9 protein-coding genes are annotated in these 6,980 nt (G+C 70.8%); 5 read left to right on the top strand and 4 right to left on the bottom strand.

All coding sequences use genetic code 11. From position 1 onward, the window contains the following. The first annotated feature begins 97 nt into the window (after positions 1-97). Genes ABD250_RS15265 through ABD250_RS15250 form a run of 4 tightly spaced genes read left to right on the top strand, consistent with a single transcriptional unit; the run spans position 98 to position 2,897 of the window. Positions 98-664: a GtrA family protein gene (locus ABD250_RS15265; RefSeq protein ID WP_259844393.1), complete on the top strand. Its 567-nt coding sequence runs from the start codon at positions 98-100 to the stop codon at positions 662-664. 10 nt (positions 665-674) lie between these two features. Beyond that, positions 675-1,457 carry a trimeric intracellular cation channel family protein gene (locus ABD250_RS15260; protein WP_259844392.1) on the top strand — a complete coding sequence of 261 codons (783 nt, stop codon included), beginning with the start codon at positions 675-677 and terminating at the stop codon, positions 1,455-1,457. A 10-nt stretch (positions 1,458-1,467) separates the two neighbouring features. Further along, the gene (locus ABD250_RS15255) at positions 1,468-2,163 is read left to right on the top strand and encodes a hypothetical protein (protein ID WP_182617604.1); all 696 of its coding nucleotides are present in this window, start codon (positions 1,468-1,470) and stop codon (positions 2,161-2,163) included. Positions 2,164-2,222: 59 nt separating this feature from the next. After that, complete coding sequence (locus ABD250_RS15250) at positions 2,223-2,897, top strand: DNA-3-methyladenine glycosylase I (RefSeq protein WP_241730802.1); 675 nt, start codon at positions 2,223-2,225, stop codon at positions 2,895-2,897. Positions 2,898-2,949: 52 nt separating this feature from the next. Here the strand turns inward: ABD250_RS15250 and ABD250_RS15245 are convergent, their stop codons facing one another. Next, on the bottom strand, positions 2,950-4,230 hold the full coding sequence (locus ABD250_RS15245; RefSeq protein WP_182659371.1) for a glycoside hydrolase family 3 protein: 1,281 nt from the start codon (positions 4,228-4,230) through the stop codon (positions 2,950-2,952). A gap of 204 nt (positions 4,231-4,434) precedes the next feature. Between ABD250_RS15245 and ABD250_RS15240 the strand changes: the two genes are divergently transcribed. Further along, positions 4,435-5,565, top strand: a complete 1,131-nt coding sequence (locus ABD250_RS15240) for an NAD(P)H-dependent flavin oxidoreductase (RefSeq protein ID WP_182659372.1) — start codon at positions 4,435-4,437, stop codon at positions 5,563-5,565. 22 nt (positions 5,566-5,587) lie between these two features. Here ABD250_RS15240 and ABD250_RS15235 read toward each other — a convergent pair whose 3' ends face one another. The 3 genes from ABD250_RS15235 to ABD250_RS15225 all read right to left on the bottom strand — a co-directional run bounded on the left by ABD250_RS15235 (position 5,588) and on the right by ABD250_RS15225 (position 6,873). Beyond that, on the bottom strand, positions 5,588-6,049 hold the full coding sequence (locus ABD250_RS15235) for an SRPBCC family protein (RefSeq protein ID WP_182659373.1): 462 nt from the start codon (positions 6,047-6,049) through the stop codon (positions 5,588-5,590). A 142-nt stretch (positions 6,050-6,191) separates the two neighbouring features. Further along, positions 6,192-6,338: a hypothetical protein gene (locus tag ABD250_RS15230; protein WP_017836138.1), complete on the bottom strand. Its 147-nt coding sequence runs from the start codon at positions 6,336-6,338 to the stop codon at positions 6,192-6,194. A 355-nt stretch (positions 6,339-6,693) separates the two neighbouring features. Next, positions 6,694-6,873, bottom strand: coding sequence for a hypothetical protein (locus tag ABD250_RS15225; RefSeq protein ID WP_182659374.1), 180 nt, complete (start codon positions 6,871-6,873; stop codon positions 6,694-6,696). Positions 6,874-6,980 lie beyond the last annotated feature (107 nt).

Genomic DNA, 6,980 nt, shown 5'->3' with positions numbered 1-6,980 from the left:
CCTCTACCTCGGCGACCCCACCGCCTGGATCACCGACCCCCGACGAACTAACGGAGATACCCACTAGTCCGGGTCCGTGGGCCTAGACTGGCTCGCTGTGAACCCGGCCCCGTCCGAACTCGGTCGCTATCGACGAAGCGCCCGTCAGTTTCTCATGTTCGGGATCGTCGGCGGGTCCGGGATGGTCGTCAACATGATCGTCACGGTTCTGATGAACAGGGCCAACGGCGGGACCCAGAACGCCCAGGACATCCTGTTCCCGTTCTCCGGCACGGAGTACAACTTCCGCTTCACCACGCTGGTGTGGATCGTGGCGTTCCTGGTGGCCAATGTCTACAACTTCATGCTCAACCGGCACTGGACCTTCGGTAAGGGACACAAGGCGCCGGTCATGCAGGAGTTCTGGCCGTTCCTGCTGGTGGGATCGGTGGCTGCGGCCGCGGGGATCTTCATCAAGCTGGCCTTCACCAACCCCACCTCCCCGCTCTACCTGCCCGAACCGTGGTGGCACGAGGACGCGGGGATCCACTCCCGGGAGTACTGGAGTCAGCTGTTGACGATCCTCATCACGATGCCGATCAACTTCGTCGTCAACAAGCTCTGGACGTTCCGCTCCGTCCGTCGCCGTCACCACGCCCGCTCCACCGCGGACGCGGTGGTCTAGGAGGTCGGTCGTGGAGTCCTCGCCACTCGTCCTGTGGTTCGACCTGATGGGCGTGTTCTTCTTCGCGTTGTCCGGGAACCTGTTGGCGGCGCGGAAGGACATCGACATCACCGGTGGTCTGGTGCTGGGGCTGCTCGCCGGCCTGGGCGGCGGCATCATCCGCGACGTCCTGCTGGGCGTCACGCCGCTCGCGCTGTCGCAGCCGGTCTACCTGGTCCCCCCGGTGGTCGCAGCGATCGTGGTGTACCTGCTCGGCTCGCTCATCCACCGGGTGCGGACGCTGATCGTGACGTTCGACGCCGCCGGTCTCGGGCTGTTCTGCACCTTCGGCACGGCCCGGGCGCTGGACCACGGGATGCCGATCGCGTCGGCGCTGCTGCTCGGCGTGGTCACCGCAGTGGGCGGCGGTCTCCTGCGCGACGTGGTGGCCAACGAGATCCCGGCGGTGTTCAGCGGCTCGAACCTGTACGTCATCCCGGCGGCGACGGGGGCCGCCCTGACGGCCGTCGCGGTGGGGACCGACACCTGGGGGCCGGTCGCCGCGACCGTCCTGTCGGCGCTGGTGTTCGCCTTCCGGATGGTGGCATGGCGCCGCGAGTGGCGCGTCCCGGCGCCGGTGCGAAGCTGGACCGTGCGGGACCTGGACGTGCGGCGGCGGCGGGAGCGGTCGGTGTTCGGCCGACCGGGGCGGGAGGAGGACGACGCCGAGGGCGACGACGACGACGGGCGCGACCCCGGCGACGACGGCGCTCCCCACGACAGCCGAGGTCCGCGTCCGGACAGGCGCCGGTAGGGTATCGGCGGTGCAGTACTACCTCAGCCTGCTGGGATTCGCGGCGATCGATTCGGTCAACCTTCTGGCTTTCGCTGTGATCGCGGGGCTGTGGCTGACCTCGGCCGGGCGTGGCGTGCCCTTCGCGCCCCGGGCCGCGCGGTTCACCGGCGGTGCGTTCTGCGGCATCGTGCTCCTCTCGCTGGTGTCGGTGTGGGTGATCGGCAACAACCAGGAGTTCGTCCGCAGTCTGTTCCACAACCTCTGGGCGATGGTGGCCCTGGGTCTCATCGGTCTGGTGATCACCGTCATGGGGTTGCGCAAGCCCGCGGAGGCCAAGGAGGAGAGCGTCGAGGCGCCGCTCACCCAGAACGTTCTGCAGAAGTTCGGGATCATGGTCACCGGCGTCGTGCTGGGCATCATCCAGTCGGCCACGTCGGCGCCGTTCGCGGCCGGGATGGTCCTCATCTCGTTCGCCGAGTCCCCGTGGTGGTCCAAGCTGCTGCAGATCCTGTTCTTCGCGATCATCGCGATCCTGCCGAGCACGGCGTTGATCATCGCGCTGGCACGAGTTCGTTCGGGCGGGATCGGTGCGGCCACCCGCCGCATCGACCGGTTCCTGTCCTACGGCCGCGTGGCCGGGCGCGCGCTCACCCTGGTGGTGGGCCTGGCGCTGCTCGCTCTGGCGGCGGTGCGGATCACCCAGCTCACCGGGGTGCTGTCGTAGCCGGATCCTATGGTGACGGTGATCACCACACGGGTGCTCGGATGAACTCGGGAGACCACATGCAGACCCAGGATTCCACCGCCGCTACGACCGGCACCGCCGCAGTGACCACCGGTGCCGGGACCACCGGCGCCGGGACCGTGCTGTGCGAGGACGGGCTGAGGCGCCCGCCCTGGGCTGCACGGGACCCGCTGCTGCGGGAGTACTATGACACCGAATGGGGGATGCCGGTCCGCGACGAGGCGGGGCTCTTCGAGCGGCTCGTCCTGGAGGGCTTCCAGTCCGGCCTGAGCTGGGTGACGATCCTGCGCAAGCGTCCGGCGTTCCGGGAGGCGTTCGCCGGGTTTTCGCCCGATGCGGTCGCGGGCTTCGGGGACGCCGACGTCGCCAGGCTCATGGCCGACGAGCGGATCGTGCGCAATCGACGCAAGATCGACGCGGCGGTCACCAATGCCCGGGCCGTGATCGCGCTGAGGACCGAGGGCGGTCTCGGGGAACTGATCTGGTCGTACCGGCCGGAACAGACACCGCAGCCCCGGACCATGGATGAGGTGCCCAGCCGATCCCCGGAGTCGGAGGCGCTGGCCAAGGATCTCAAGCGGCGGGGATTCAGCTTCGTGGGGCCGGTGACGGTGTTCGCGTTGATGGAGGCCATCGGGGTGGTCGACACGCACCTGACGGATTCGCACCGGCGTGGCAGCTCCGGAGTCTGGACGCGCGAGACGGTGACCTGACGTTCCGGGCGCGGGGTCACCCCGGCGGACTGAGCGGGCCCTGCGGTTCCGGCTATCCGGGCAGAACGGGTAGGCCGGGCGGAGCACCACGGTGCGGGAGGTCGGGGACGGGGGCGGCGAGCGACCCCGCCTGCGCCACCTGCCCGGTGGCCGGCCAGCTCAGGCAACCGGGGATCCCGCGGAGGGCGGCCATCCGGGCCAGGGAGCGGTGGAGGTCGTTCCTGGTCAGTGCGCCCTCGGCAATGGCGCGTTCAACGGAGTCGAGAGCCTCGGGGATCCCGGCGGTGGTGATCCACAGCGGGGAGTCGGCCCCGGCGATGAGCGACTCGGTCACGGCTCGGGGAAGTGGGAAGTCGTTCGTGACGGCGCGCATCCCTGACAGGTCGTCCGTGAAGATCGCGCCGTCGAAGGGCGGGGCCCCGTATCCGTGGCCCTCGCGCAACAGCCGGTAGGCGGCCGGGGAGAGCGAGGCGGGCCGGTCGATCCCCGTGAGGCCGGGTACCTGCTGGTGCCCGAGCATCATCCCGGCGCCGGGGGTCCTGGCGAGTTCGGAGAACGGCCGGAGGTCGTGGGGGAGGAGCTGGTCCAGCGGTGGGACGGTCACCGATTCGTAGTGGCTGTCCCCCGACGAACGGCCGTGGCCGGGGAAGTGCTTGAACACCGGCGTCACCCCGGCGTCCGCGAGGCCGGCGGCGAAGGCGCGCGCGTAGCTGACCACGCGGGCCGGGTCCGGAGAGAAGGACCGGTCGCCGATCACGGCCCCGTCCGGCTGGTCGGATACATCGACGGAGGGGGCGAAGTCGACGGTGACGCCCATCCCGCGGAGAAACTCTCCGCGGTCCCGAGCAGCCGCGCGGACCTCCTCCGGGCTCATCGTGGCGGCCATGACCCGGGCGGACGGCATCGGCCCGGCGTAGGGGGCGATGCGGGACACCCGCCCGCCCTCCTCGTCGATCGCCACCAAAAGCGGGAGCTCCGTGTCCTGCTGCAGTCGGGCGAGGTCGTCGCCGGAGACCACCTCCCCGACGACGTCACCGCCGAGGAAGATTCCGCCGACGCCGTACTGCTCCACCGCGTGGCGGGCGTCGGCCATCGAGCTCACGCCCACGGTGAACAGCTGCGCGATCCGCTGGCGTGGGGTCAGCGAGTCCAGCGGCGACTCACACCGGGGCGCGGGCGGCGGGGTCAGCTCGGCACGGGCGGGGGGTGCGGCGGAGGAGTCGGCGGCGGGGGCGGCGACGGGTTCCGCAGACTCGTCGGCGCCGCACCCGGCCAGCACCAGCCCCACGACCGATGCGGCGACCGTCAGACGGAGCCGGCGGGAGAAGGACACGACCTCCAATGTATCCGGTACGCACCGGGCGGCAGCGCGCCGAATACCCAGGGCGGCAGAGCGCCGAATGCACAGCGCGGGCGGGCGCGACGCCACCCGACGTCACCCCACGTCTGCGATGGTGCTCCGGCAGTCGGTGGTCGGCGGTGTGGTCTACTCGGCCTCCCGCAGCCGGGCGGTGAACCCGGGCGTAGCGTCGCAGACATGACCGAGCACCACACCCGGACCCCCCACCCGCGGTCCCGCCGGGGCCTGCCCCGGTTGATGCCGTCCGACCTCCGTCGATCCGTGATCGGGGCGCCGATGGCCGGCGGGCCCACGACCCCCGAGCTCCTCGCGGCGGTCGGTGAGGCGGGCGGGCTCGGGATGATCGGCTCGGGCTACCTCGACGCCGCGGGCACCCGGGCGGCGATCGCGCGGGTGCGGGAGATCACCGACGTCCCGTTCGGAGTGAACGTCTTCCTGGTGGATCGTGCCGATTCCGATGCGGCCCTGGCCGAGGTCGGGGGGCCGGAGGCCGTCGACCGCTACGCGGCCGCGATCGGGCCGGTCGCCGACCGGCTGGGGATCACGCTGGCAGAGGGGCCGGGCTTCACCGACTTCGACCAGGACGCCACCCTCGCGGCGCTCGTCGTCGATCCCGTCGCGGTGGTCTCGTTCACCTTCGGCATCCCCGGCCGTGACGTGGTCGAGGCGTTGCAGGAGGTGGGCACCGCGGTCGTCGTCACCGTCGCAGGGGTTCGGGACGCCCACCGCGCGGTCGAGGCGGGTGCCGACTGGCTCTCCGTGCAGTCCTCGGAGGCCGGCGGCCACCGGTCCACCACCACGATCGGCGAGGCGCCGGACGAGATCACCACCGTGGAGCTCGTGCGGGCGGTCCGTGACGCGCTGCCGGACGCGCAGTTCGTGGCCGCCGGCGGGATCAGTACGCCGGAGGACGTCGCCGCGGCTCTCGAGGCTGGGGCGGACGGCGTCCAGCTGGGCACCGTGCTGCTCCGCACCCCGGAGGCGGGCACGGGCGCGCTGCACCGGGCGGCGCTCGCCGATCCGCGGTTCATCGAGTCGCGGCCGACCCGCTGCTACACCGGACGCTACGCCCGTGCGCTGGTCAACGGGTTCGTGGCCGGGTTCGATCAGGTAGCGCCGCCGGCGTACCCGTACCTGCACGTGCTGACCGGGCCGTTGCGCAGTGCAGCGGCTGAGGCCGGGGACGACGACGTCCCACCGCTGTGGGCGGGATCACGCTGGCGAGCCGCCGATGCCTATGCCAACCGTTCGGCCGTGGAAGTGGTGACCGAACTGTGGGACCGGGCCGCGAAGCCGCTACCGCGCTGAAGCGTATTCGCGGCGGCCGGGATCATCCGACGCGGCGCTCGGCCTCGGCGGCGATATCGGCGAGGTCCTGTCCCATGGCTCGGCGGGTCGACCTCTCGGCGAACCGCCCCATCACCATCATCGCTACGCGGGAGGCCGCGGGGGCGTGGGCGGTGTGGGCGCCGAAGCGCATGCGCAGCGTCGAGCCGCCGTCGGCGTCCGGGGAGATGGTGAACACCGTCTTGTACTCGGTGCCGCCGTTCTCGGCGACGATCGTGGTGGCGTTCGGTGGCTCGGCCGCGAGCACCATCATCTCCTCGGTGGACTTCATGCCGAACATCTTCCGCGTCTCCCGCCAGCGCAGCCCGGGCTCGTACGGGCCGTCGGTGAGGATCTCGACCGCGAGCACCCCGCTGAGGGTGAGGTGGGCGGAGGGGATGTCGGTGAGCACGGCCCAGACGGTGGCGGGGTCGGCGGCGACGTGACGGGACAGGTCGAGCTGCATGGGGACGAGGCTACCGGCGCCGGCGGGTGATGCGGGCGCCGGAAATGCGGACACCGGCCCCCGCCGAAGCGGAGGCCGGTGTCGCGGGCGGCTCGGGTCGGCCGGAGCCGATCCCGGGCATCGCGCCGTCAGGCGCGCCGGCTCAGGAGCCCAGGTTGCCGAGGAGGTCGGTGAAGAAGCCGAGGACCTCGGCGAACAGGTCGGTGCCGCCGTCGACCACGTCGGAGCCGGTGTTGACAGCGGAGGAGCCGGTCGCGATGCCGTCGATGAACTCGGAAACGGAACCCATGTGATGGTCCTTTCGTCAGGGGGGCGGCGCCGGAACGCCGCTCGGTCTGTGAAGCTCTCGCGAACTCGATCAGTCCATCGAGAACTCACTTCCGGACCGTACGTAGTCCGTCGGCCGGATTCACGCGGTGGGGCGTCTTTCCGGGGTTTTAGCGGATGGAGTTCTTTTACTCGTGCAGGAAGTCCGCCCGAATCGCTTTAATGTGATCTATGTCTCAATAGCCGAATGTCGGCGAATGTGCTGAGGGGTCCGGGCGGGAAGAGGCGAGGAAATGCACGACGCCGGCATCCGTCCGAAGGCGGATGCCGGCGTCGAGGAGGTGAGGTCGGGCTCGGGGCCCGACGTCAACCGTCGATCAGGAAGCGCTGTTGAAGATCCCGAACACGAAGTCCAGGAACGACTCCGGGAGGCCCAGGAACCCGTTGGCCGCGGACGAACCGGCGGCCAGGAGGCCGGTGGCGGCGGCGGAGCCGGTGCCGATGACCTCACCGGCGAGGCCGAGCGAACCGTAAGCGATGTCTTCGATGGAACCCATGAGGGACCCCTTTCGTCAGTGCGCGGCGCCGGGTGGGCCGCGCTCGTAGTGCAGTCCTTGGTTCGGACTCGCGATGTACATCCCGAATCGCCGGGGAAGCGTTACGG

The sequence above is a fragment of the Dietzia cercidiphylli genome, assembly GCF_039531545.1.
Lineage (GTDB): Bacteria > Actinomycetota > Actinomycetes > Mycobacteriales > Mycobacteriaceae > Dietzia > Dietzia natronolimnaea.
This window is presented reverse-complemented; position numbering and strand designations above follow the sequence as displayed.

Coding starts and splice junctions, on each gene's coding strand:
- ABD250_RS15250 (WP_241730802.1), top strand. CDS start 2,223: ATGCAGACCCAGGATTCCACCGCCGCTACGACCGGCACCGCCGCAGTG.
- ABD250_RS15240 (WP_182659372.1), top strand. CDS start 4,435: ATGACCGAGCACCACACCCGGACCCCCCACCCGCGGTCCCGCCGGGGC.
- ABD250_RS15235 (WP_182659373.1), bottom strand. CDS start 6,049: ATGCAGCTCGACCTGTCCCGTCACGTCGCCGCCGACCCCGCCACCGTC.
- ABD250_RS15230 (WP_017836138.1), bottom strand. CDS start 6,338: ATGGGTTCCGTTTCCGAGTTCATCGACGGCATCGCGACCGGCTCCTCC.
- ABD250_RS15225 (WP_182659374.1), bottom strand. CDS start 6,873: ATGGGTTCCATCGAAGACATCGCTTACGGTTCGCTCGGCCTCGCCGGT.